Here is a 23,626-nt window from a genome sequence, read left to right as displayed (position 1 = left end):
CTTCGGAGGGCGGTGCACGGGTACGAGATACGAGCACAGCGCAGGGAGCAGACGCAGCAGTGACCGTTCAGCAGGCGGCGGGTCCGGACCCGTATTTCCCGGCAAACGGCGATGCCCGCTACCGGGTGCACCGCTATGAGCTCGCGCTGGACTACCGTCCCGGCCCCAACCGTCTCTCCGGCACGGCGCGCATCAACGCCATAGCGGGCCGTGCGCCGCTGCCCGAATTCCAGCTGAACCTGGGCGACTTCAAGATCGGCCGGATCCGGGTGGACGGCCGTCAGCCGCACTACACGCACCGCGGCGGCCGACTCCGTGTCCGCCCTGCGAAGCCGCTGCGGGCCGGTGCCGCGTTCACTGTCGAGGTCCACTGGTCGGGCAACCCCAAGCCGGTCGCCAGCCCCTGGGGCGGCCTGGGCTGGGAGGAGTTGACGGACGGCGCGCTGGTGGCGAGCCAGCCGATCGGGGCGCCGTCCTGGTACCCGTGCAACGACCGCCCCGCGGACAAGGCGTCGTACCAGATCTCGATCACCACGCCGTCGGCGTACGCGGTGGTGGCGGGCGGCCGCCTCCTGACCCGAACTACCAAGGCTTCCACGACCACTTGGGTGTACGAGCAGTCGGCACCGACGTCGAGTTACCTCGTCGGCCTGTCGATCGGCAAGTACCAGACGGTGCTGCTGGGCGACCCGGGTCTGGGCGGGGTGCCGCAGCACGGGCACATCCCCTCCGACCTACTCCCGGAATTCTCAAGGGACTTCGCGCGGCAGCCCGCGATGATGGAGCTGTTCCAGGACATCTTCGGGCCGTACCCCTTCGACGAGTACGCGGTCGTCGTGACGGAGGAAGAGCTCGATGTCCCCGTCGAGGCACAGGGGTTGTCGCTGTTCGGCGCCAACCACGTTGACGGGGCCCGGGGTTCGGAACGGCTCGTCGCGCACGAGCTGGCCCACCAGTGGTTCGGCAACAGCGTCTCCATCGCGGACTGGCGCCACATCTGGCTGAACGAGGGCTTCGCCAAATACGCGGAGTGGCTGTGGTCCGAGCGCTCGGGCGGCCGTACGGCCCATCAACACGCCGCCGCCGCGCACCGGTTGCTCTCCACGCTCCCCCAGGATCTGCGGCTCGCCGACCCCGGCCGCAAGTCCATGTTCGACGACCGCCTCTACGAACGCGGCGGCGTCACCGTCCACGCGGTGCGCTGCGCGCTCGGCGACATCGCGTTCTTCCGCATGCTGCGCGGCTGGGCCAACCAGCACCGCAACGGCACGGTGACGACAGCGACGTTCACGGCGCATGCGTCCCGGTTCACCTCCGAGCCGTTGGACCAGCTCTTCGACGCGTGGGTGTACCGGGGGGCGTTGCCGCCGATGCCCTCGGCGGAGACGGGGATCGCGGTCTGAGGTGTCGGCTCCGTTGCGCGTGGGGAACTGACGGAGTATCAAGTGACTTCACGGGGGTGGGGTCATGGCAGCCGCATGGGGCCGGGGGTTCGCGGAGACGGGTGAGTGGCTGGAGGTCTACGGGGAGACCGAGCCGCAGTCCGTCCCGCTGGAGCAGATGTTCGCCACGGGAGCGGAGACCGCGCGCCCTTTCACCGGGTATCTCTACGTGTGGTCGCTCGGGTACTCCGGGGACGAAGCGCCGTCCGTGAAGGTCACGCTGCTGTTCCCGGCCATGAGCGGCTGGCGGGTGAAGGACGTCCAGGCCGTCGTGTACCACCTGCCGCCGGTGGCGGACGAGCGGGCGTGGCGGAACACCCTGGCCAGGGACCTGCGGGCGGCCGGACCCGTCCTGGAGGCGGCCGGGAAGATCACGGCCGACCTGGCCGGCTTCCCCGAGATCAACGCGATGACGTCCGCCGCGGCCCATCTGAGGGCGCGCAGCGCGCCGCAGATGCGGGACGAGGAGTGGTTCGTCAAGAGAGTGCACCGCAGTCCCGGCGGGATCCTGCACCAGGGAGTCGAGTGGACGCTCCCGGCGAACTTCGTACGGCAGATCGGCACCCGGGTCACCGGCGCGCTCCTCGTGGAGTTCATCGGCGCCGCACCCGCGTACGAGGACACCGACCCTCCCAGCGCCGAGCCGCTGCCGCTCCTGGCCTGCGCGACCCTCACCCGCGAGAAGGAGGTGAGGCTGCCCGAGGACGCCTACGTCCGGCTGCCCCTCCGCGTCACCCCCGAACGCCCGCGAACGTAGCCCCGGCACAATGTGCCCATGACCCCACGCACCAACTGCCCCTGCGGCCTCCCCGACCCCTACGAGAAGTGCTGCGGCCGGTACCACTCCGGCGCCGCCGCCCCCACCGCCGAGGCCTTGATGCGCTCGCGCTACACCGCCTTCGTGCGGCTGGACGCGCCCTACCTGCTGCGCACCTGGCACCCCCGGACGCGCCCCGCCGCTCCCCTGGACCTCGACCCGGGGATGCGCTGGACCGGGCTGGAGATCCTCGACACGGGTGGCGGTTCGGCGTTCCACTCCGCGGGGACCGTCACGTTCCGGGCCTCGTACCAGGGCGGCGCCATCCATGAGCGGAGCCGGTTCGAGCGGGTCGACGGCGCCTGGGTGTACCTCGACGGGGAGTTCCTCGACGACTGAGGCTCTACGGCGCCAGGATGTCCAGTTCCTGAAGCGCGCCCACCGTGATCTCGCGGGTCAGGGTCTCCGCCCGCACCGCGTCGCCCTCGCGCACCGCCTCCGCGACCTGCACGTGCAAGGTCACCGCCGCCGGGTCGGGGTCCTCGAACATGACCTCGTGGTGGGTGCGGCCGGCCAGGACCTCGGTGACCACGTCGCCGAGGCGGGCGAACATCTCGTTGCCGGAGGCGGCCAGGATCACCCGGTGGAAGGCCACGTCGTGGACGAGGTAGGCCTCCAGCTTGTGGCCGCGCGAGTTGGCGACCATGCCGATCGCGCACTCGGTGAGTTCCGCGCACTGCTCCGCCGTGGCGAACTTGGCGGCGAGGCCCGCCGCGATCGGCTCGACGGCGGAGCGCAGCACCGTGAGTGAGCGCAGCTGCTGGGGGCGGTCGGCGCCGGCCAGCCGCCAGCGGATGACCTGGGGGTCGTAGACGTTCCACTCGGCCTTGGGGCGGACCGTGACGCCGACCCGGCGGCGGGACTCGACCAGATGCATGGATTCGAGGACGCGGACCGCCTCGCGCATCACGGAGCGGGAGACCTCGAAGTCCTTGGCGAGCTCGTCCGTGCGCAGGACACTGCCCGGCGGGTACTCGCCCGCGGTGATGGCGGGGCCGAGGGAGTCGAGTACACGGCCGTGCAAGCCGCGGCCCGGAGTGGTCATGCACTCAGCGTACGGGGCGCGTCACGGAACCAAAAAGTCAGACTTATATGTCACAGACTCTTGAATTCGTCGTACCTAATCGGTTTCAGTGGGATCGACATCAGGTGTCGACGGAGACAGTGAGGCAGCGATGCGTACCCCCCATGTCGTCGTGGTCATGGGCGTAGCGGGCACCGGGAAGACCACCATCGGTCCCCTGCTCGCGGCCCGGCTCGGCGTTCCGTACGCCGAGGGCGACGACTTCCACCCGCAGGCCAACATCGCCAAGATGTCGGCCGGCGTCCCGCTGACCGACGAGGACCGGTGGCCGTGGCTGGACGCCATCGGCGACTGGGCACACGGGCGCGCGGGGCTCGGCGGGGTCGTCAGCAGCTCGGCGCTGAAGCGGTCGTACCGCGACCGGCTGCGGGCCGCGGCTCCCGGGGTCGTCTTCGTGCACCTCACCGGTGACCGCGCGCTCATCGAGGACCGGATGGCGCACCGGCACGGGCACTTCATGCCGACCGCGCTGCTCGACTCGCAGTTCGCCACGCTCCAGCCGCTGGAGGCGGACGAGGCGGGCGTCGCCGTGGACGTCACCGGCAGCCCGGAGCAGATCGCCGAGCGGGCCATGACCGCGCTCGAGCAGGTCCCCGAGCCGACCTCCTAGTACCGCCCCTCCCCCCCAACTCCCCGTATCCGCAAGGAAATCACCGTGACCAGACTCAGCGTCGAGATGCTGGCAGCGGACCCCGTCGAGCCCATCACCTCGGCCGGCCACGCTCAGCTGGGCATCGCCGTACTGGCGGGCATCGCCGTCATCGTCCTGCTCATCACCAAGTTCAAGATGCACGCCTTCCTGGCGCTGACCATCGGCTCGCTCGCGCTCGGCGCGTTCGCCGGGGCGCCGCTGGACAAGGTCATCACCAGCTTCAGCACCGGGCTCGGCTCCACCGTCGCCGGTGTGGGCGTGCTGATCGCGCTGGGCGCGATCCTCGGCAAGCTGCTCGCCGACTCCGGCGGCGCGGACCAGATCGTCGACACGATCCTCGCGAAGGCGAGCCCCCGGTCGATGCCGTGGGCGATGGTGCTCATCGCCTCCGTGATCGGGCTGCCGCTGTTCTTCGAGGTCGGCATCGTGCTGCTGATCCCCGTCGTGCTGATGGTCGCCAAGCGCGGCAGCTACTCGCTCATGCGCATCGGCGTCCCGGCGCTGGCCGGCCTGTCGGTCATGCACGCGCTGATCCCACCGCACCCCGGCCCGCTGGTCGCCGTGGACGCGGTCAAGGCCAACCTCGGTCTCACTCTCGCGCTCGGTGTGCTGGTGGCGATCCCGACGGTGATCATCGCGGGCCCGCTGTTCTCGAAGGTCGCCGCCCGCTGGGTGGACGTCCAGGCGCCCGAGCGGATGCTCCCGGCCCGCCCGTCCGAGGACGTGAAGAACCGTCCCGGCTTCGGCGCGACCCTCGCCACGATCCTGCTGCCGGTCGTGCTGATGCTCTCCAAGGCCCTGGTCGACATCATCATCGACGACCCCGAGCACACCGTGCAGCGCGTCTTCGACGTGATCGGCTCGCCGCTGATCGCGCTCCTCGCGGCCGTCATCGTCGGCATGTTCACGCTGGGCCGCCCGGCCGGGTTCACCAAGGACAGGCTCTCCACGACCGTCGAGAAGGGCCTGATGCCGATCGCGGGCATCCTGCTCATCGTCGGCGCGGGCGGCGGCTTCAAGCAGACGCTGATCGACTCCGGTGTCGGCCAGATGATCCTGGACATCTCCAAGGACTGGTCGATCCCGGCGCTGCTGCTGGCCTGGCTGATCGCGGTGGCGATCCGGCTCGCGACCGGTTCGGCGACGGTGGCCACGATCTCGGCGGCCGGTCTGGTCGCCCCGCTGGCCGCCGACATGTCGACGGCCCACACCGCCCTGCTCGTGCTGGCGATCGGCGCGGGCTCGGTCTTCTTCAGCCATGTCAACGACGCCGGTTTCTGGCTGGTGAAGGAGTACTTCGGCCTGAGCGTCGGCCAGACCCTCAAGACCTGGTCCGTCATGGAGACGATCATCTCGGTCGTCGCCGGCGGACTGGTCCTCCTCCTCTCGCTGATCATCTAGGGGTACGGGAATGAGTCATCCTCTCTTCGACATCAGTGGCCGTACGGCCCTGGTCACCGGTTCCAGCCGGGGCATCGGACTCGCCCTGGCCCAGGGCCTGTTGGAGGCCGGCTGCACGGTCGTCCTGAACGGCCGCGACGGCGAACGCCTCACCAAGGCCGCCGCCGAACTCTCCGGCGATGTCCACACCGCCGCCTTCGACGTGACCGACGGCCCGTCAGTTGCCGCCGGAATCGCGGACGTCGAGGACCGGGTCGGCCCACTCGACATCCTGGTCAACAACGCGGGCATGCAACTGCGCGCCCCGCTCCTGGAGTTCACCGACTCCGACTGGCACCGCATCATCGACACCAACCTCACCAGCGCGTTCCTGGTCGGCCGTGAGGCGGCCCGCCGGATGACGGAACGCGGCCACGGGAAGATCATCAACATCTGCTCGCTGCAGAGCGAGGTGGTCCGCCCCGGCATCGCGCCCTACGCGGCCACCAAGGGCGCCCTGAAGATGCTCACCAAGGGCATGTGCGCGGACTGGGGCCCGAGCGGCGTCCAGGTCAACGGCCTGGGCCCCGGCTACATCGAGACGGAACTCACCCAACCCCTCGTCCAGGACGAGGAGTTCAGCGCCTGGGTGCGCAAGCGGACCCCGGCCGGCCGCTGGGGCCGTACGGAGGACCTGGTGGGCGGGGTGCTGTTCCTGGCGTCGCCCGCCGCGGACTTCGTGAGCGGACAGATCTTGTACGTCGACGGCGGCATGACGAGCGTGCTCTAGAGAAAGCGGGTCCAGACATGCTGGGTTGTGTGATTCATGGTCAGGACGACCTGCGGGTCGACGAGTTGACGGTCCCGGAGCCCGGCCCCGGCCAGGCGCTGGTCGCCGTCCGCTACGGCGGCGTCTGCGGCTCCGACCTTCACTACTGGCGCCACGGCGGCGTCGGCGACTTCCGCCTCAAGGAACCGATGCTGCTCGGCCACGAGGTCGTCGGCACGGTCGTGTCCTACGGCCCCGGAGCCACAGGTCCCGTCCCCGGTACGGCGGTTGCCGTGCACCCGGCCACGCCGTGCGGGGTGTGCCCCGAGTGCGTGGACGGCCGCCGGAACGTCTGCCGGGACACCGCGTACCTGGGCAGCGCGGCCCGCTACCCGCACGTCCAGGGCGGTTTCGCGGCCCAAGTCACCGTCCCCGCCGAGCAGTTGAGGGCGATCCCGGCTGGCCTGGAGCTGCGCCGGGCCGCCCTCGCCGAACCGCTCTCCGTCGCCCTGCACGCCGTACGACGCGCCGGGGACGTGACCGGACGCCATGTGCTGGTCACCGGCGCGGGCCCGATCGGCTGCCTGGTCGTCGCGGCGGCGAAGGCGGCCGGTGCGGCCCACGTGACGGTAACGGACCTGCTCCCGGCGGCACTTGAGTACGCCACGGCGGCCGGTGCCGACACCGTCGTACGGGCGGACGATCCGGACGACTCCGGGTGGCCGTCCGAAGTGGACGTGGCCATCGAGGCGTCCGGGGTCGCGGCCGGGCTCGACACCTGTCTGCGGCTCGTGCGGCGGGGCGGGGTCGTGGTACAGCTCGGGATGCTGCCGCCGGGGCAGAGCCCGTTCGCCGGAAACCTGGTCGTCAGCAGGGAGATCGAGCTCCGGGGCGCGTTCCGCTTCGACGAGGAGTTCAACGACGCGCTTCAACTCCTCGCCGTGGAGCCCGCGTTCGACGCGCTGGTCAGTGCGGTGGTGCCGGTGCGGGAGGCGGAATCGGCGTTCGCGCTGGCGGCCGACCGGAGCCGGTCGTGCAAGGTGCTGCTGGACTTCGAGGGCTGAGCGGGGCGACCGGCACCTCACCCCAAGGGATTCAACTACGGCTTCCAGAGCGGGTGTTCGCGCTTGGCCCACTCCCGGCTCACCGACCCGGTGCGCAGGCCCGCCCTGGCCTCCGGGTCGCCGAGGGCCATGCCGATGTGTCCACCCAGCACGATGCCGATCGTCAGGGCGAGCCAGTCGTGGACGAAGGTCGCGCTGGTTCGCCACTGGATCGGGGTGAGGTGGGTGAACCACATCATCAGGCCGGTGCCGAGCATCACCAGGGTGGCGCCGGCGATCCAGTTGGCGTAGATCTTCTGGCCGGCGTTGAACTTGCCCGCCGGGCGCGCCGATCGGCGTTTGTCGCGCATCAGGGCGCCGCGCAGCCAGACGCGGTCGTGCGGGCCGAAGCGGTTGAGGAAGCCGAGGTTGACGCGGAAGCCGCGGGAGACCAGGCCGATCAGGACGGGCACGGGAAGCGCGAGTCCGACGCACTCGTGGATACGGACGACCAGGTCGCGGCGGCCGACCAGCTCGGCGAACGTTGGGATGTACAGGCAGGCTGCGGTGGCCACGCAGACGCCCATCAGTGCGGCCGTCGTCCGGTGCACCCAGCGCTCGGTGCGGCCGAAGCGGCGGACGCGGGCCGAGGGTTCCGTCTGCGGGGCGTGGGCTTCAGCTCGTAGGGTCATCGTCGCGTCCGTTCGACTTGCCGACCCAGGCGTCGACGTCGTAGCCCCGATCCTCCCAGTAGCCGGGCTTCACATGCTCGGTGACCGTGATGCCGGAGAGCCACTTCGCGGACTTGTAGAAGTACATGGGGGCGACGTACAGGCGGACCGGGCCGCCGTGGTCGTGGCCCAGGGGCTTGTCCTGCATGCGCAGCGCGACCAGGATGTCCGAGCGCCGGGCCTGGTCGAGGGTGAGGCTCTCCGTGTAGGCGCCGTCGAAGCAGGTGAAGCGCACCGCCCCGGCCTTTGCACGCACTCCCGCCGCGTCCAGGAGCCGGGACAGGCGCACCCCCTCGAAGGGGGTCCCGGGGACCCGCCAGCCGGTGACGCACTGGACGTCCTTGACCAGCCGGGTCTGCGGCAGCGCGCGCAGATCGGCAAGCGTGTAGGACGTCGGCTTGTCGACCAGGCCGTCGACGGTCAGCCGGTAGTTCTCGGCGTTCTTGTTCGGCACGGACGCGGTGACCGAGTAGTAGCGGAAGCCGCCGCCGTTCGGGAGCAGTCCGGTCAGCCCGGTCGGGTCCTTGCCGGAGACGGCACCGAGGAAGCCCTCCATGCCCTTCTGCAGCGCGGGCGCGGTGACGACTCCGAGGGCGCCCAGGCCCAGAGTGCCCAGGAGGACCCGGCGGCCGAGCGGCCGGCCCTCCGCCTTCTCCTCACCCTCGGACTCGGGTTGTTCAGGTTTCACGAAGTCATTCGAACACCCGCGACCCCAGCGCGGCCAGGGATAGCGGGTGCCCGTCAGACTTCCGTAACCACTTCTTACGTGCTTCTCAGAGATCCGCTCGAAGGACGTGGACGCGCTACGACGCCTCCCCGGCCGCCTTCTCCAGCTGGAACGCCTCGTTGCCGAGCCCGATGCGGGCGTGCGCCTCGGGGTTGCGGGCGCGCAGGAACAGGCCCTGGGCCAGGCCGACGAGCAGGGCCAGGACGACGATGCCGGGCAGGATCCAGCTCAGGGACGAGCCGGGGCCCGCGCCGACCAGGACGTCGAAGTCCTTGACCGTGTAGACGGCGATGACGATGAGCGAGATGCCGGCGAGCGCCGAGGTGACCAGCCGCCAGGCCTGGGCGCCGGCGGATCCGCGGCGGGCGAAGAAGACGATCACCGAGAGGGAGGCGGCGGCCATCAGCAGGATCACGCCGAGCGCGCCGATGTTGCCGAACCAGGTGAACAGGTGCAGCACCGGCTCGGTCGGGTCCCCGGTGGGCTTGTCGTCGGCGATCGCGAAGGCGACCACGATCACCGCGGACACGGCGGTCTGGAGCAGCGAGCCGGTGCCCGGGGCGCCGCTCGAACCCGTCGTACGACCGAACGCGGACGGGAGCAGACCCTCGCGGCCCATGGCGAAGGCGTAGCGGGCGACGACGTTGTGGAAGCTGAGCATGGCCGCGAACATGCCGGTGACGAACAGGACGTGCAGCACGTCGGTGAAGGTGCCGCCGAGCCGCGACTCGGTGAGGTAGAAGAGCAGTCCGGCGCTCTGCTTCTGGGAGACGCCGACGATCTGCGAGGGTCCGGCGGCGACGGTGAGCGCCCAGCAGCTGAGCGCGAAGAACACGGCGACACCGCCGACGGCCAGGAACATCACGCGCGGCACCAGGATGTGCGGGCGGCTGGTCTCCTCGGCGTAGACCGGGGCCTGTTCGAAGCCGAGGAACGCGGCGATGCAGAAGCACAGGGCGGTGCCGACGCCGGCGCCGCTGAGGGTGTCCGGGTTGAAGGCGTGCAGGGACAGGCCCTCCTTGGCCGGGTCGGCGACGGCGGCGATGTCGAAGATGACGACGAGCGCGACCTCGATGATCAGCAGAACGCCGAGCACGCGCGCGTTGACGTCGATCTTCAGCCAGCCGAGTCCGCCGACGACGGCCACGGCCACCAACGCCGGTATCCACCACGCCACTTGAAGATCGGCGTAGGTGGAGAACAGCCCGGAGACCTCGAAGCCGAAGATGCCGTAGATGCCGACCTGGAGGGCGTTGTACGCGACGAGCGCCACCAGGGCCGCGCTCGCGCCGGCGGTGCCGCCGAGGCCGCGGGAGATGTAGGCGTAGAAGGCGCCCGCGTTGTGGACGTGCCGGCTCATCTCGGCGTAGCCGACGCTGAAGAGGACGAGGACGGCACCGAGGAGGACGAACAGCAGCGGCTGCCCTTCGATCCCCATCACGGCAAATGTGGTGGGCATGACACCCGCAACCACCATGAGGGGTGCGGTCGCGGCGAGCACGGAGAGCAGCAGGCCCCCGGTGCCGAGGCGGTCGGCGCGCAGGGCGCGCTCCTCCCCCCTGAAGGTGCTGATACCGCTGCTGCTACCTCCGCCGTCCGAGGTGGCGCTGCTCGTACTGGAACTGCCCGTCGTCATGGCGGGAACGTCCTTTCGGGGTCGCTACGGGGGCGTTGCTACGGTTGCGTTACTTCGCTACGGCAGCGTTGCCACGGGTGCGTTTCATCGCTGCCGAATCGTTGGTACGGGGGCGTTACGACGTCCCGAGCGCGCTGTCGCGCGCGGCACGGAAGGCGGTGAGCGGGTCGCGGTCCGGGTAGGACCACGGGGCCGGGGTCGGATGCTCCCCGATGCGATGGAACAGAGCGGCGGCCTCAGCACTTCGCCCCTCGCAACACTTCGCGTGGGCAAGGAAGTTGAGGTCGACCAGGCGGCGCGGGTGGCCTTCGTGCTCCCACTCCAGCCACCAGTCGAAGGCGGCCTTCATGACCTGCCGGGCCCGGCGTCCGGTCCAGTGTCCGGAGGCGGCCGGGTCGGCGGGTTCGAGGCCGGCGGCGGCCAGCACGCGGTAGCGCTCGGCGTGCGCGATGACCGGCAGGATGGCGAGCGGGGAGTCTGCCGGGGCCTGTTCGGCGGCCCAGTAGGCGAAGTCGTAGACCTCGTGCAGCGGGTCGACACCCGCGTCGGCGCGGCGTTCGGCGAGCCGGGCCACCATCAGATGGTGGGCGTGGTGGTGGTCGGGATACCGGTGGCGGACCTCGTCGAAGAGCTGGAGCACGCCCTCGTCGGTGCCGAGGGTGTGCTCCAGAAGGAGCAGTCCGAGCCAGGGTGTCGGATCGTCGGGCAGCCGGGCGGAGGCCGTACGGCAGGCCTCGCGAGCACGGACCGGCTTCTCCTTGCCCGCCAGGGTGCGCTGGACCATGGCCAGGGCGAGCAGCACGGAGGCGTCGCCGGACTCGGGTTCGGCGAGCAGCCAGTCGCGGGCCCAGGCGGCGGTGTAGGACTCCCGGGCGAGCACGGTGACGCGGTGGGCGCGGGCGTCCCAGTCGTCGCCCGTCTGGGCGAGCAGACCACGCGCCGCCTGCCAGCGGCCCTGGGCCAACGCGGCCCGCGCGGCGACGAGTTCAGCGTCGTCGAGCGCGGCGTCGAAGGCCTGGGAGGCGCGCTTGTGGCGGCGTCCGAGGGGTGGCGGGGGTGGGGACACCCGGGTATTCCTCACGATCCTCACGCGACGCTGCGGGACATCGGCCTGCCATCGACCGATCACGCACAGCAAACCCTCCACCAATACTTCACGTCAAGTGCCGCACCACCGTTACACCTGTCAACTTCCGTTACAGAAGGGGCACTTGTGGCCCAAGCCCCTACCCGGGACGGTACGCTGCCAACCGTTCGCGGGTCACCGGTGTGGCGTAGGCCATGGCGCTCGGGCGCGCGGCGGCGGACGATGGAAGCACGGTCCCGCCGCAGCCTCCGATCGTGCCCACGGTCGTCAGAGCATCGTGACCGGAGCAACCGCCCGCTTCCGGGTACTCCCAGGGGCAAGCCGGGCCCTGGGGCGCTACAGTCGCCCAAACGCATCCCGTAGCCCGGCCTGACGATCGAGGTACGCGCGTGTCCCTTCTGGTTCTGATGCTCTCCGTGAGTGCGGCCTGTTGCCTCGGCTTCGGGTTCGTGCTCCAGCAGAACGTGGCCCAGCAGGCACCCCTGAGCGACTTCCTCTCCCCCAGACTGCTCCTCGACCTGATGCGGGTACCGCGCTGGCTCGGCGGCATCGGCCTCATGATCGCGGGCATGGTGCTCGGCGCGATAGCGCTCAGCAAGGGCGAGGTCTCCCTGGTGGAACCCCTCCTCGCGACGAACCTCCTCTTCGCCCTGGCCCTCTCCCGCAAGCAGACCAGACAACCCCTAGGCCGCCAGGGCTGGGCGGGCCTCGCACTCCTCGCGGGCGGCGTCACGACGTTCATCGTCGCGGGCGAACCACGCAGCGGCACGGCGGTCACCGACCCCTTCCGCCACTGGCTGATCATCGGCATCATGGTGGGCCTGGCCCTCCTCCTCACGACGTACGCCAAACGCTCCCGCCTCAGCTCGGCCCCGGTCCTCCTGGCCCTGGCGGCCGGTCTCCTCTACGGCGTCCAGGACGCGCTCACCCGGGTCAGCGGCCAGCGCTTCACCGAGGGCGGCCTCACCGAACTCCTCACGGGCTGGCAGCCGTACGGCGTACTCGCCCTCGGCGTGACGGGCCTGGTCCTGGTCCAGAGCGCCTTCGAAACAGCCCCCCTCCGCATGTCCCTGCCGGCCCTCACCGCGGCCCAGCCACTGGCCGGGATCATCTGCGGAGTGGGCTTCCTGGGCGACCGCCTCCGCGCAGACACCGGCGCACTGGCCTGGGAAGCGGTAGGCCTGGCCGGAATCGTCGTAGGCATCCTGCTCCTGGGCATGCACCCCGCGATGCCCCGCGGCACGACAAAGCCGAAGCAGACCCCGGCCCTCCAGCCGCACTGAGACAGCCCGCCCCCTGTTTTGATGAGGGCATGAACCCAGCTGCCGAGATCCTCGACATCGTCGACGAGCAGGACCAGGTCATAGGCCAGTCCCCCCGAGGCGAGGCATACGCACAGGGCCTACGCCACCGAGCGGTCTTCATCCAGACCCGCGACGCACACGACCGCGTCTTCATCCACCGCCGCACCCCCACCAAACTCGTCTTCCCGTCCCTGTACGACATGTTCGTCGGCGGAGTGGTGGGAGCGGGCGAGTCCTACGACGACGCGGCACTGCGCGAGGCAGAGGAGGAACTCGGAGTCGACGGCCTGCCCCACCCCACCTTCCTCTTCAAGTTCCTCTACGACGACGGCGCCGGCCGGACCTGGTGGTCGGCGGTGTACGAGGTGCGCTGCAACGTGCCGGTCAGCCCACAAATCGAGGAGGTCGCGTGGCACGACTTCCTCGACGAGGGCGAGATCGAGCGACGGCTGAACGACTGGGAATGGGTACCGGACGGATTGGCGGCCTACGCCCGCCTCAAGGCGCACCGGGAACAGACGGCCGGATAGGGTCCAGCCCGTGATCGATTTCGCACGGAACGTCCGGCTGTGGTTCGCACCCCAGGAGATCAGCGAGGAGGGCGCCACCCCCGACTACCGCTTCTCACTCGCCAACGAGCGCACCTTCCTGGCCTGGCTGCGCACCGCCCTCGCACTGATCGGCGGGGGCTTCGCGGTGGACCAGTTCCTGCCCCACCTGCGCTGGGCCTGGCGCGTCGGCCTGGCCCTCGCACTCCTCGCGGCCGGCGTCCTGTGCTCCCTCCGCGCGGTCAACCACTGGGTCCGCTGCGAACGGGCGATGCGCCGGGGCGAGGACCTGCCGGTCTCCCGCTTCCCCGCCCTCCTGGGCATCGCCGTGGCGATCGTGGCCGTGGCGATGGTCGTCGTGGTCCTGGCGGGCTGGGCCGGATGACCCGCCCCCCGACCCCGGACCGCGACCCGGGCCTCCAGCCCGAACGCACCCGCCTCGCCTGGCGCCGCACCACCCTCTCCAGCACGGTGGCCGCCGTCCTGGCCGTGAAGGCCACACTGCACGGCGGCGTCCACACCGAGGACATCATCATCTGCGCCCTCTGCTGCACCCTCTGGCTCGGCTTCCTCACGGTGGCCCACCACCGCATCCGCACCCTCGCCTCCGGCGGCATCCCACCAACCCTGGCCCCACGCCACGCCAGCGCGGCGGTGCTGTGCACGGTGGCCGTGGCGGTATGCGCGGCCGTGCTCGTGTATTGAGACGCGGGAGACGCCCCGGCACCGGGATGGGCAACACCCGCACAGCGAGACGCCTAAGCGAGCCGGGATGCCCCACGCACCCGCAGCCGCCGACGAGACGGGAGCGGGTCGTGGCGGTACGGCGCAGCCCGCCGCGTACCCGGCACCAACCCCGCCCCACCACGGTGACAAACCGAAGGGCCCCGAGGCGGCGGGCCGGCCGTACCGCCACGACCCCGACCCCACAACACACCTGCGGTCGAACACACCCCGGATCACCCGATATGCGCGTTTCCCATGGCACCCTGTCCGACGTCACAGCCCGCACTTCCGAAGGTGAGCACCATGACCACCCTCCACCTGGAGCACGCCTCCCACACCCACACGCACGGCCCGGACTGCGGCCACCCCGCGGTTCCGCACGAGGACCACGTCGACTACGCCCACGACGGCCACCTGCACCGCGAGCACGGCGGCCACTGGGACGAGTGCGAGCCCGGCGGCCACGTAGCCCACCAGGAGCACGCGCACCAGCACGGCCAGGACTGCGGCCACGAGAGCGTCCTGCACGGCGACCACGTCGACTACGTCCACGACGGCCACCGGCACGCCCTGCACGACGGCCACTGGGACGACCACTGAGCAGACATCCGCAACGGGAAACACCCCGGAACCACCGACGCACAGCTCCCCGCCGCCCGGCGCGGGGAGCTGTCGGCTTATCGTGGCCCCGATCACGTTTCGCATCCCGCTCACCCACTGGACGACATACCGACCGGTCGGCATGATGGGTGGAGACCAGTTCCTCCCGTTCGTAGGAGTGATGTATGAGCCCCGACCACCCGCCCGGACTCGATCTCGACCGGCTGCGCGGCCTGCTCGACCGCGAGCAGCCCGGCCTGGTGACCGGCGCCCTGTCCGGCCGGCTGATCGAGGGCGGACGGTCGAACCTCACCTACGCGGTCACCGACGGCACCGCGAAGTGGGTCGTACGACGCCCCCCGCTCGGCCACGTCCTGGCCACCGCGCACGACATGAAGCGCGAGCACCGGGTGATCAGCGCCCTGCACCCGACGAACGTGCCGGTACCGAGACCCATCCTCCTCTGCGAGGACGACGAGGTGCTCGGAGCCCCGTTCTACGTCATGGAGTTCGTGGAGGGCACCCCGTACCGCACGGCGGACGACCTCGCCCCGCTGGGCCCCGACCGCACCCGGGGCGCGGTGCTCGAACTGGTCGACACCCTGGTCGAGTTGCACGCGGTGGACCCCGCCGAGGTCGGCCTCGCGGACTTCGGCCGCCCCGAGGGCTTCCTGGACCGCCAACTCCGCCGCTGGGGCAAGCAGTTGGACGCCTCCCGCAACCGTGACCTCGCTGGCGTAGAGGAGTTGCACGCGGCCCTCGGCCACCGCCTCCCCACCTCCCCCGCACCCGCGGTCGTACACGGCGACTACCGCCTCGACAACGTCCTGATCGGCGAGGACGACAAGATCAAGGCGATCCTCGACTGGGAGATGTCCACCCTCGGCGACCCGCTCACCGACCTGGGCCTCCTGGTGATGTACAGCATCCCGCTGGACCTCCCCAACTCCCCCATTTCCACCACGGCTTCGGCCCCCGGCCACCCCACACCGGCCGAGCTGATCGAGCGCTACGCCACCCGCTCGGGCCGCGACGTCTCATCGGTCGCCTGGTACACGGCGTTCGCGTGGTTCAAGCTCGCCGTGATCCTGGAGGGCATCCACTACCGCTACACCCTGGGCCAGACGGTCGGCCGCGGCTTCGACCGCATCGGCGAGCTGGTTCCCGTCTTCATCGAGCACGGCCTGACCACCCTTCAGGAGGGCTGATCCACCATGGACTTCGCGTACGACGCACACACCGAGGACCTGCGCGCCAAGCTCCTGGCCTTCATGGACGAGTACGTCTACCCGGCCGAGCCCGTGGCCGAGGAACAGCGCGCCCAGCTCGCCTCACCCTGGGACACCCCTGCAGTCGTAGGGGAGTTGAAGGCAGAAGCCCGCAGGCAGGGCCTGTGGAACCTCTTCCTCCCCGACTCCGAGTACGGCGCCGGCCTCACGAACCTCCAGTACGCCCCGCTGGCCGAAATCACCGGCCGCTCCCCGCACTTGGCGCCCACCGCGCTGAACTGCGCGGCCCCGGACACCGGCAACATGGAGGTGCTCCACCAGTTCGGCGACGAGCAGCAGAAGAAACAATGGCTGGAGCCACTGCTCGCAGGTGAGATCCGCTCGGCATTCGCGATGACGGAACCGGAAGTGGCCTCGTCCGACGCCACGAACATCACGACACTCATCGAGCGGGACGGCGACGACTACGTCATCACGGGCCGCAAGTGGTACATCTCCGGCGCGATGAACCCGGACTGCAAGATCTTCATCGTGATGGGCAAGACGGACCCGGACGGCGCGGACATCCGCCGCCAGCAGTCCATGATCCTGGTCCCCCGGGACACCCCCGGCGTCACGGTCAAGCGCGCGATGCAGGTCTTCGGCTACGAGGACCACTCGCACGGCGGCCACGCCGAGGTCGTCTTCGACCACGCGCGCGTGCCGGCGACGAACCTGATCGGCGAGGAGGGCGGCGGCTTCGCCATCGCCCAGGCACGGCTCGGCCCCGGCCGTATTCACCACTGCATGCGGCTGATCGGCATGGCCGAGCGCGCGATCGAGCTGATGTGCCAACGCGCCGTCTCCCGCGTGGCGTTCGGCAAGGCGCTGGCCCAACAGGGCGTGGTCCACAACTGGATCGCGGACGCGCGAGTGGCGGTCGAGCAACTACGGCTGCTGGTCCTCAAGACGGCATGGATGATGGACACGGTAGGCAACAAGGGCGCCCACGCGGAGATCCAGGCCATCAAGATCGCCACCCCGCGCACGGTCGTCGGCATCCTCGACAAGGCGATCCAGCTGCACGGCGCGGGCGGTGTGAGCCAGGACTTCCCGCTGGCCGAGCTGTACGCGAGCGCCCGCACCCTGATGCTGGCCGACGGCCCGGACGAGGTGCACCAACGGTCGCTGGCGCGCCGGGAGTTGAAGAAGTACCTGTAGGCACACGGCGAAGGGGCTGGAAGGGGTGCGGGCACCCCCTCCAGCCCATCTCCCCCGAGGTGACGGTCAGTTGGGCGTGCTCGCCTTCAGCGTCCAGCCCTGCCGGCAGGTGTGGCCGAAGGTGCCGATGTCGCAGCCCTCGACGGTGAAGACGTACGCGCCGGTGTTCCGCTCCAGCACCCGGATCCGCCCGGCCGTCCCGCCGCCGAACTCCCGCTGGGTGCCCCCGGGGTCGGAGGCGCTCGTCCAGCGGACCAGGAACGAGTCGTAGTGGTGCTCCGGGGCGGTAGTGCCCCAGTTGAAGTAGGCGTAGCCGCGGTCCTCCCACGCGGCGACGACCATGTTCGAGCCCTGGCGCGGCGACCAGGTGGCGGTGCCGTAGGTGAAGTACTGACGCTTCCCGGCGTAGGCGCCGTTCAGGTACACGTCCCTGGTGCCGCTGGTCGGACAGCCGAGCCAACCGCTCGCCCCACCGAGCGCGCTCCAACGCTGGTAGATGTGGGCCTCGTTCACAGAGATGCCGCACGCGGCCCGCGCCGGTGTCTGCGCGGCGGCCGGCACCGCGGCCGTGCCGCCGAGGGCGAGCAGGGAGCCCAGGACAACGCCGGTCAGGCGCCGCTTAGTTGACAGCATGGTGTTTCCCCCGTTGGTTCCTGTCGATCGGTCCGGCGATGTAACCGCCGTTCCGCTGCTACGAGCATCACGGCGACCGGGGCCGGGAGTTGAGAGGAAGCCCCCGGGCACCACCGGGGACCTCTCCCGGGTGGACCGGGAAGCGTTCCCGGGACACCCGGGCGCCGCGCCCCCACGATGGGACGCATGGACGACCGCGACGGGCGCACCCGGCCACGCACGGCGACGGCATACGCGCTCCTGGGGCTGGCGGCACTCCAAGTGGCCGCAGGGGCGGTCGCGTTGGCGGCGGCCGGGGTCTCCACCGCGGACGTGATCCGCTACGACATGGTCGTCGACCTCGCGGTCGGCCTCGCCTACCCGGTCTGCGGCACGGTGATCGCGCTGCACCGGCCGCGCAATCCCATCGGCTGGCTGCTCATCGCGTACGGGCTGGGCCACGCGTTCACGGGGATGTCGATCGGACTGGCCGTCGAGGGCCTACGGCTGGGCTGGTCACCGGAGTTGCTGCACGCACTCACGACCGCCGGCCGTCACACCTGGATCCTCGGCAGCTCCACGGCGTTCGTGCTCGTCTTCTTCCTGTTCCCCGACGGCCGCCTGCCCGACCGCCGCTGGCGCTGGGCCCTGGTGGCCCAACTCCTCTCCTCCCCACTGGACTTCGCGATCTGGGCACGCGACGACTGGGGCCTGTTCCGCGGCACACCGGCCCAGCCCTCCTACCTCCCGGTACCGGACGGCTGGATGCCCGCCCTGCGCGACATCGAGACCGCGAAGGCCTGCCTGGTACTGGCCGCGGTGTTCACGGTCATGGTCGTCCGCTACCGGCGCGGCGGCGAACAGGACCGCCGCCGACTCCTGTGGCTCATCGCGGGAATGCTGCCGCTTGCGGTGAGCGTGGCCCTGCAGATCATGGGCTTCCCGGCGGTCTACACGTCCTGCTGCACCCTGTTCCTCCCGACCGCCATCATGATCGCCGTGGTCCGCGAGGAGCTCCTCGACATCCGACTCGTCGTCTCCCGGAGCCTGCTCTACGGCGCCCTCACGGTCGGCGTGGCCATCACCTACGTCGGCCTCGTCACCTCCGTCCAGGCCCTCCTCAACCCCGACCCCGCCCTGCTCGGACCGGCGTTGATCGCCGTCACGCTCGCCGCCGCCTTCGAACCCGCCCGCCGCCTCCTCCAGCACATGGTCGACCGCGCCCTGTACGGCGACCGGCACGACCCGGTGCGCGCGGTCTCCCGCATCGGCGAACGGCTGGCCGGCACCGGCGTCGGCGCGGTCCCGGAGGCGGTCGGCGAGGCACTGCGGCTGCCGTACGTCTGCGTGGAGTCCAAGTCCGGGGTGACGGACGGCAGTTGGGGCGAGCCGGGCGAACGTATCCACGCCATACCCCTCGACTACGACGGCCGCACGGTCGGCGCGCTGGTGATCGGCCTGCGCCCCGGCGAACAGCAGCCCGCCACCCCCGACTTGGCCGTCCTGGAGCTGCTCGCCGTCCCCCTGGCCGCCGCACTACACGCCACCGACCTCACCCGCCAACTCCAGCACTCCCGCGAACGGATCGTCGCCGCCCGCGAGGAGGAACGCCGCCGGATCCGCCGCGACCTGCACGACGGGCTCGGCCCCACCCTCGCCGGAGCCGCCTTCCAGGCGGACGCCGTACGCAATCTGCTGACCTTCGATCCGGACCGGGCGGCGGCGCTGCTCACCGAGCTGCGGTCCGAGGTCGGCGGCGCGGTCGCGGAGGTGCGGCGGCTCGTGGACGGTCTACGGCCGCCGGATCTGGACCAGTTGGGGCTGCTGGGCGCGTTGCGCGAGCGTGCGGTGCGGCTGTCCTGGCGGGCGGACGGCACCCCGATCGAGGTGCGGGTCCGGGCGCCGGAGCGGCTGCCCGCGCTGCCCGCCGCCGTAGAGGTGGCCGCGTACCGCATCGCGATCGAGGCGCTGACCAACGCGGCGCGGCACGCGCGGGCCTCCCATGTGGACCTGCGCATCGAGATCGGCGAGGGGCTGCGCCTGGAAGTGTGCGACGACGGTTCGCCGGTGGACGAGGAGACCGCGTGGACCCCGGGCGTGGGCATCACGTCGATGCAGGAGCGCGCGGCGGAGCTGGGCGGCCGGTGCGTGGCGGGGCAGGGGCGGGTGGTGGCGACGCTGCCGTTGGGAGAGGCGATGTGATGGGGCTGGAGCCTGAGGGCGAGGACGGCGGGGACACGCTGCGGGTCGTCCTCGCCGACGACCATCCCGTGGTCCGTACCGGGCTGGCCGCGCTCCTGGAGTCGGTGCGGGACGGCACCCCGCGCGTGCGGGTGGTCGGGGTCGCCGCGAGCGGGCGGGAGGCGGTGCGGGCGGCGGTGACCCTGCGCCCGCACGTGGTGGTGATGGACATCCGGATGCCCGATCTCAACGGCATCGAGGCGACCCGGGAGATCGGCCGGGTGGCGCCCCGGGTGGCCGTGCTGATGCTCACGATGGTCGAGGAGGACGACTCGGTGTTCGCCGCGATGCGGGCGGGCGCCCTGGGTTATGTCCTCAAGGGCGCGGGCCAGGACGAGATCGTCCGGGCGATCCGGGCGGTGGCCGCCGGCGAGGCCATCTTCGGCCCCGGGGTCGCGCGGCGGGTGCTCGGACACCTGAGCAGACCCCCGGACCGCCCCGACCCGTGCCCGACGCTCACCCCGCGCGAACGGGACGTCCTCGCGCTGATCGCCGACGGCCAGCCCAACTCGACGGTGGCCACCCGCCTGGGCCTGTCCCCGAAGACGGTCAGCAACCACATGTCGGCGGTCCTGGCCAAGCTGGGAGTCACCGACCGCGCGCAGGCGGCGGCCTGGGCCCGGGAGGCGGGGCTCACCCGCCCACCGGACGCGTGAGGGCGTACTACGGCCGCAGTGCCCGCATCAGCAGGTCCGCCAGGTGGTCGGCGACCTCCTGGGGCGTGAGCGGGCCACCAGGGCGGTACCAGGTCGACAGGTGGTGGACCGAACCGAAGTGGTAGTCCACGACGAGGTCGGCCGGGGTCGCCGTGGAGAAGACGCCCGCGCGCTGGCCCTCCTCGACGAGCCCGCGGAAACGCTCGTGGTAGCGCCGGCGCTCGGCGCGCACCTGCTTGTTCTTCTCCGGGCTGAGGTGGTGCATGGACCGGAAGAAGATCGACGCGTCGTCGAGGTTGTCGATCGTCGTCACGACGACGTCCGCGGCCGCGGCGCGCAGCCGCTTCTCGATCGGCTCGTCGGCGGTCGCGAACACCTCGAGGCGCTCCTGCTGGACGCGCAGCACGCGCGCGTACACCTCGTGCAGGAGATCGTCCTTGGAGCCGAAGTAGTGGTAGAGCGCCCCCTTGGTGACGCCCGCGGCCTCGACGATCTCCTGCACCGAGGTGCGGTCGTAGCCCTGCTCGGCGAAAAGTCGGGTGGCGGCGGCAAGGAGCCGCTGCGGGACAGGGGCCCCGTCTCCGTCGGTCGTCCTGGGCACTGCCGCCACCTGCCTTTTCTGACTGTTCACTCGCTGTCGTGCGACCGGGAACGCAGTTCCCGCCGGAGGATCTTCCCACTTGCCGTCTTCGGCAGGTCGGGCAGGATCTCCACCTGGCGGGGGTATTTGTAGGCGGCCAGTCTCTCCTTGCAGTACACGGCGAATTCATCGGGGTCGGTTTCGGCGCCCGGACGGAGACTGATGTACGCCTTCACCGTCTCGCCGCGATACCCGTCGGGCACGCCGACGACGGCCGCCTCGCGCACCGCCGGGTGGGTGTACAGCACGTCCTCGACCTCGCGCGGCCACACCTTGAAGCCGGACGCGTTGATCATGTCCTTCTTGCGGTCGACGACGTACAGCCAGCCCTGCGGATCCATGAACCCGATGTCCCCGGTACGCAGTTCACCGTCCGGGAAGGTCTCGGCGGTGGCCTCGGGCCGCCGCCAGTACCCGGGCACGACCTGCGGCCCGCGCACGACGATCTCGCCGTGCTCCCCGAAGGGCACCTCCTCGCCCTGGTCGTCGACGATCCGTACGACCGTGTTCGGCCCCGGCGCGCCGACGGCCAGCGTCCCGGAGACCGGGTCGACGGGCGCCTCCAGGTCCTGCGGCACGGACGCGCAGGGCGCGGTGCACTCGGTGAGGCCGTAGCCGTTGCGGATGTACGGCCCGAAGCCCGCGCGGAACTTCTCCACCAGGGCGGGCGGCAGGGGCGCACCGCCGGAGGAGATGTTCACGAAGGACGAGAAGTGGTCGGGTGTGACCGACGGGTGCGCGGCCAGCGCCATGAAGGCCGTCGAGGGGCCGACGGTGTAGGCGGGCCGGTGTTCGGCGAACGCGTCCAGGACGACACCCGACTCGAAGCGGTACGCGAGGACGAGCAGACCCGCGCTGTTGAGGCACGCGGCGAGTTCGCAGACCATCCCGGTGATGTGGAACAGCGGAGCCATCGCGAAGTACACGGGAGCCTCGGGCAGCCGCAGCCCCGTCCGCTGCCGTTCCGCGTTGGCCATGATGTTGCCGTGGGTGTTGGTGGCCCCCTTGGGGGCGCCGCTGGTACCCGAGGTGTAGCTGATGAGCGCGATGTCCGACGGACCGAAGTCACGGCCTTCGGGCGCCGGGTTCCCTTGCCGGGCGACGGCCACCAGGTCCTCGGCGTCCTCCGCCTGCGGGAGCCGCTCGAAGGTGAGCACGCGCGCGTCGTTGCGGGTTTGGAAATCCAACTCGCACCCGGTGAGCACGATCGGCACCGGCGAGCCGCTCTCCGCGACCGCGGCGACCGTCTCGCGCAGATACGACTCCCAGGCACGGTCGGAGCAGATCAGCGCGGTCACCTCGCCGTCCCGCAGGACATGGGTGACCTCCCCCGACTTGTACATCGGGTTGACCGGGACGACGATCGCGCCGGCCTTCCACGCGCCGAGCAGCGCGAGCACGAAGTGCGGCGAGTTCTGCAGCAGGACCGCCACCCGGTCGCCGCGCTCCAGGCCGCGGTCGGCGAGATACCCGGCGACGGAGTCGCTCAGCTCGTCGACCTCGCGGTAGCTGAGCCGCCCGTCGAAGTAGGCGAGCGCGGCGCGGTCCGGGTGCTCCGCGGCGACCGCGCGGAAGGCGTGCACGAGAGAGTCGGGAGGGCTGATCGGGGCCTTCTGCGCCTCGTTCAGCAGCCCGAGCCAGGGCTTGGCGGCATACAGGGATTCAGTCACTCCCCGGCCTCCCACTTCTGCTGGATGTGGTTCATGGTGGTCAGCCAGCGATCCGGCTCGGCGGCCCGGGCCTGGTAGTACCCGGCGACCTCAGGATGCGGCAGGATCAGGAACCGGTCCTCCTCGATCCCCGCCATCAGAGCGTCAGCGACGACATCGGGCTCAATGGCAGTCGGCTGAAGCACCAGGTCACCCGCGCTGCCGGTGGCGGCCAGCATGTCGGTGCGCACACCCTGCGGGCAGATCGCGTGGACCTTGATCCCCCGGTGCCGGTACGTCAATGACAGCCACTCGGCGAAGGCGTACGCGCCGTGCTTGGTGACGCTGTAGGGCGCGGCCCCGATCATGGTGAGCAGCCCGGCCGCCGACACGGTCGACACGAACCGCCCGCCGCCCCGCTCCAGCCACCCCGGGATCAACGCCTCGGCGGCCCGCACATGAGCCATGACGTTCACGTCCCAGGCCAGCGCCCAGACGTCCTCCCCGGCCGCTTCGGACCCACCGGAGCCGACCCCGGCGTTGGCGCAGTAGATGTCGACGGTCCCACCGAGGGCGTCCCGAGCAGCACCGACGACGGCGGAGGCATCCCCCGGTACGGCAATGGCCCCGATCTCATCGGCGACGGCCCTGGCCCGGTCGGCATCAAGGTCGTTCACCACGACCCGGGCCCCCTCGGCAGCGAACCGCCGCGCGAGCGCAGCCCCGATGCCACCCCCAGCCCCCGTGACAACTACCCCGGCACCCTGAACGGCTTCCACCATCGGTCTCCTTCGACTGCGGCTCCACTGCCCAGCCAGACTAACCGGTCGGTATGTAACACCGGAAGAGCGTT

General features: G+C 70.9%; 25 protein-coding genes. 16 read left to right on the top strand and 9 right to left on the bottom strand.

Annotation, left to right across the window (positions count from 1 at the left end; translation table 11 throughout):
• Positions 1-59 precede the first annotated feature (59 nt).
• From OO69_RS28525 to OO69_RS28515, 3 genes are all read left to right on the top strand, one after another.
• Complete coding sequence (locus OO69_RS28525) at positions 60-1,403, top strand: M1 family metallopeptidase (RefSeq protein WP_033283689.1); 1,344 nt, start codon at positions 60-62, stop codon at positions 1,401-1,403.
• A gap of 64 nt (positions 1,404-1,467) precedes the next feature.
• The gene (locus tag OO69_RS28520) at positions 1,468-2,199 is read left to right on the top strand and encodes a hypothetical protein (protein WP_033283688.1); all 732 of its coding nucleotides are present in this window, start codon (positions 1,468-1,470) and stop codon (positions 2,197-2,199) included.
• 18 nt (positions 2,200-2,217) lie between these two features.
• Positions 2,218-2,598: a YchJ family protein gene (locus OO69_RS28515; protein WP_033283687.1), complete on the top strand. Its 381-nt coding sequence runs from the start codon at positions 2,218-2,220 to the stop codon at positions 2,596-2,598.
• A 4-nt stretch (positions 2,599-2,602) separates the two neighbouring features.
• Here the strand turns inward: OO69_RS28515 and OO69_RS28510 are convergent, their stop codons facing one another.
• Entirely contained in the window at positions 2,603-3,304 is a 702-nt protein-coding gene (locus tag OO69_RS28510) for a FadR/GntR family transcriptional regulator (RefSeq protein WP_033283686.1), read from the bottom strand.
• A gap of 130 nt (positions 3,305-3,434) precedes the next feature.
• Here OO69_RS28510 and OO69_RS28505 point away from each other — a divergent pair, with 130 nt between their 5' ends.
• From OO69_RS28505 to OO69_RS28490, 4 genes are read left to right on the top strand one after another with little or no spacing between them, the layout of a single operon-like run.
• Positions 3,435-3,953 carry a gluconokinase gene (locus OO69_RS28505; protein ID WP_033283685.1) on the top strand — a complete coding sequence of 173 codons (519 nt, stop codon included), beginning with the start codon at positions 3,435-3,437 and terminating at the stop codon, positions 3,951-3,953.
• A gap of 45 nt (positions 3,954-3,998) precedes the next feature.
• Positions 3,999-5,396: a gluconate:H+ symporter gene (locus OO69_RS28500; RefSeq protein WP_033283684.1), complete on the top strand. Its 1,398-nt coding sequence runs from the start codon at positions 3,999-4,001 to the stop codon at positions 5,394-5,396.
• 10 nt (positions 5,397-5,406) lie between these two features.
• Complete coding sequence (locus tag OO69_RS28495; RefSeq protein WP_033283683.1) at positions 5,407-6,165, top strand: SDR family oxidoreductase; 759 nt, start codon at positions 5,407-5,409, stop codon at positions 6,163-6,165.
• 17 nt (positions 6,166-6,182) lie between these two features.
• The gene (locus OO69_RS28490) at positions 6,183-7,208 is read left to right on the top strand and encodes an L-idonate 5-dehydrogenase (protein ID WP_033283682.1); all 1,026 of its coding nucleotides are present in this window, start codon (positions 6,183-6,185) and stop codon (positions 7,206-7,208) included.
• 35 nt (positions 7,209-7,243) lie between these two features.
• Here the strand turns inward: OO69_RS28490 and OO69_RS28485 are convergent, their stop codons facing one another.
• The 4 genes from OO69_RS28485 to OO69_RS28470 all read right to left on the bottom strand — a co-directional run bounded on the left by OO69_RS28485 (position 7,244) and on the right by OO69_RS28470 (position 11,347).
• A complete protein-coding gene (locus tag OO69_RS28485; protein WP_033283681.1) occupies positions 7,244-7,879 on the bottom strand; it encodes a cytochrome b/b6 domain-containing protein in 636 nt (211 codons plus the stop codon).
• Positions 7,863-8,606 carry a molybdopterin-dependent oxidoreductase gene (locus OO69_RS28480; RefSeq protein WP_033283680.1) on the bottom strand — a complete coding sequence of 248 codons (744 nt, stop codon included), beginning with the start codon at positions 8,604-8,606 and terminating at the stop codon, positions 7,863-7,865. The genes OO69_RS28485 and OO69_RS28480 overlap by 17 nt, the downstream gene beginning before the upstream one ends.
• A gap of 115 nt (positions 8,607-8,721) precedes the next feature.
• Positions 8,722-10,281 carry an APC family permease gene (locus OO69_RS28475; protein ID WP_033283679.1) on the bottom strand — a complete coding sequence of 520 codons (1,560 nt, stop codon included), beginning with the start codon at positions 10,279-10,281 and terminating at the stop codon, positions 8,722-8,724.
• A 115-nt stretch (positions 10,282-10,396) separates the two neighbouring features.
• Entirely contained in the window at positions 10,397-11,347 is a 951-nt protein-coding gene (locus tag OO69_RS28470; RefSeq protein ID WP_033283678.1) for a hypothetical protein, read from the bottom strand.
• A gap of 410 nt (positions 11,348-11,757) precedes the next feature.
• Here OO69_RS28470 and OO69_RS28465 point away from each other — a divergent pair, with 410 nt between their 5' ends.
• From OO69_RS28465 to OO69_RS28435, 7 genes are all read left to right on the top strand, one after another.
• Complete coding sequence (locus OO69_RS28465) at positions 11,758-12,651, top strand: DMT family transporter (protein WP_033283677.1); 894 nt, start codon at positions 11,758-11,760, stop codon at positions 12,649-12,651.
• 29 nt (positions 12,652-12,680) lie between these two features.
• Entirely contained in the window at positions 12,681-13,202 is a 522-nt protein-coding gene (locus tag OO69_RS28460) for an NUDIX hydrolase (protein ID WP_033283676.1), read from the top strand.
• Positions 13,203-13,212: 10 nt separating this feature from the next.
• Complete coding sequence (locus tag OO69_RS28455) at positions 13,213-13,605, top strand: YidH family protein (RefSeq protein WP_033283675.1); 393 nt, start codon at positions 13,213-13,215, stop codon at positions 13,603-13,605.
• Complete coding sequence (locus OO69_RS28450; protein WP_033283674.1) at positions 13,602-13,925, top strand: DUF202 domain-containing protein; 324 nt, start codon at positions 13,602-13,604, stop codon at positions 13,923-13,925. The genes OO69_RS28455 and OO69_RS28450 overlap by 4 nt, the downstream gene beginning before the upstream one ends.
• Positions 13,926-14,249: 324 nt before the next feature.
• The gene (locus OO69_RS28445) at positions 14,250-14,546 is read left to right on the top strand and encodes a hypothetical protein (RefSeq protein ID WP_033283673.1); all 297 of its coding nucleotides are present in this window, start codon (positions 14,250-14,252) and stop codon (positions 14,544-14,546) included.
• A 185-nt stretch (positions 14,547-14,731) separates the two neighbouring features.
• Positions 14,732-15,754, top strand: a complete 1,023-nt coding sequence (locus OO69_RS28440; RefSeq protein WP_033283672.1) for a phosphotransferase family protein — start codon at positions 14,732-14,734, stop codon at positions 15,752-15,754.
• Between the two features lie 6 nt (positions 15,755-15,760).
• On the top strand, positions 15,761-16,975 hold the full coding sequence (locus tag OO69_RS28435; RefSeq protein WP_033283671.1) for an acyl-CoA dehydrogenase: 1,215 nt from the start codon (positions 15,761-15,763) through the stop codon (positions 16,973-16,975).
• A 66-nt stretch (positions 16,976-17,041) separates the two neighbouring features.
• Here OO69_RS28435 and OO69_RS28430 read toward each other — a convergent pair whose 3' ends face one another.
• Positions 17,042-17,608, bottom strand: a complete 567-nt coding sequence (locus tag OO69_RS28430) for a hypothetical protein (protein WP_033283670.1) — start codon at positions 17,606-17,608, stop codon at positions 17,042-17,044.
• Positions 17,609-17,794: 186 nt separating this feature from the next.
• On the opposite strand from OO69_RS28430, the gene OO69_RS28425 reads away from it, so the two are divergent.
• The gene (locus OO69_RS28425) at positions 17,795-19,789 is read left to right on the top strand and encodes a sensor histidine kinase (RefSeq protein ID WP_033283669.1); all 1,995 of its coding nucleotides are present in this window, start codon (positions 17,795-17,797) and stop codon (positions 19,787-19,789) included.
• Complete coding sequence (locus tag OO69_RS28420) at positions 19,789-20,484, top strand: response regulator transcription factor (protein WP_033283668.1); 696 nt, start codon at positions 19,789-19,791, stop codon at positions 20,482-20,484. Before OO69_RS28425 ends, OO69_RS28420 begins: the two co-directional genes overlap by 1 nt.
• Before the next feature lie 7 nt (positions 20,485-20,491).
• Here the strand turns inward: OO69_RS28420 and OO69_RS28415 are convergent, their stop codons facing one another.
• The 3 genes from OO69_RS28415 to OO69_RS28405 are packed head-to-tail and all read right to left on the bottom strand — an operon-like array spanning position 20,492 to position 23,555.
• Positions 20,492-21,085, bottom strand: a complete 594-nt coding sequence (locus OO69_RS28415) for a TetR/AcrR family transcriptional regulator (protein WP_033283667.1) — start codon at positions 21,083-21,085, stop codon at positions 20,492-20,494.
• 26 nt (positions 21,086-21,111) lie between these two features.
• Positions 21,112-22,794 (bottom strand): class I adenylate-forming enzyme family protein, encoded by a 1,683-nt coding sequence (locus OO69_RS28410; protein ID WP_033283666.1) that lies wholly within the window; start codon positions 22,792-22,794, stop codon positions 21,112-21,114.
• On the bottom strand, positions 22,791-23,555 hold the full coding sequence (locus OO69_RS28405) for an SDR family oxidoreductase (protein WP_033283665.1): 765 nt from the start codon (positions 23,553-23,555) through the stop codon (positions 22,791-22,793). The genes OO69_RS28410 and OO69_RS28405 overlap by 4 nt, the downstream gene beginning before the upstream one ends.
• Between the last annotated feature and the right edge of the window lie 71 nt (positions 23,556-23,626).

This window comes from Streptomyces sp. NRRL F-525, from assembly GCF_000716605.1.
GTDB lineage: Bacteria > Actinomycetota > Actinomycetes > Streptomycetales > Streptomycetaceae > Streptomyces.
Note: the sequence above shows the minus strand (reverse complement) of the source record. Positions and strands in the feature narration are given on the sequence as shown.